This is a genomic window from Hymenobacter rubripertinctus (assembly GCF_003583925.1).
Classification (GTDB): Bacteria; Bacteroidota; Bacteroidia; order Cytophagales; family Hymenobacteraceae; genus Hymenobacter; species Hymenobacter rubripertinctus.
The window spans coordinates 1-503 of record NZ_QYCN01000125.1 but is presented as its reverse complement, the minus strand read 5'-3'; the positions used below and the strand labels follow the sequence as shown (position 1 = coordinate 503).

The following is a 503-nucleotide window of genomic DNA, read 5'->3' as shown; positions in this document are numbered from 1 at the left end:
GACCCCGGCGCGAGAGCAGCACCTATGTGCGCCAGGGCACGGCCTGCCTGCTGGCCGCTTTCGAGCCCGGCACGGGCCAGCGCCTGGTCGAGGTCTCGGCCCGGCGCACCGGGGCCGACTACTGCCGCTTTCTGCAACGCCTGGCGGCGAGCTACCCCCAGGCCGCGAAAATTGTGCTCGTGCAGGACAACCTCAACACCCATACCGATGCCGTGTTTTACCARCACCTGCCCGCTCAAGAGGCCCGCGCCCTGGCCGCGCGCTTCGAACTGCACTACACGCCTAAAAATGCGTCCTGGCTCAACATGGTCGAACTCGAACTCTCGGCCATCGCCCGCCAGTGCCTGCACCAGCGCATTCCTACCCAAGAAGAACTCACCGCCCACGTCGCCGCTTGCGTGGCCGAACGCAATGCGGCCCGGGCCACGGTCAAATGGCAATTCACGCTGGAAAAAGCCCGTGTCAAACTCGACCGCCACTACCAGAAAATTAGGGTAACTAAC

The 503-nt window shown here is 64.3% G+C and carries 1 protein-coding gene; it reads left to right on the top strand.

Annotation, left to right across the window (positions count from 1 at the left end; all coding sequences use genetic code 11):
- On the top strand, positions 1-503 hold a 503-nt coding region (locus tag D0T11_RS21825; protein ID WP_119657895.1), incomplete at both ends, for an IS630 family transposase.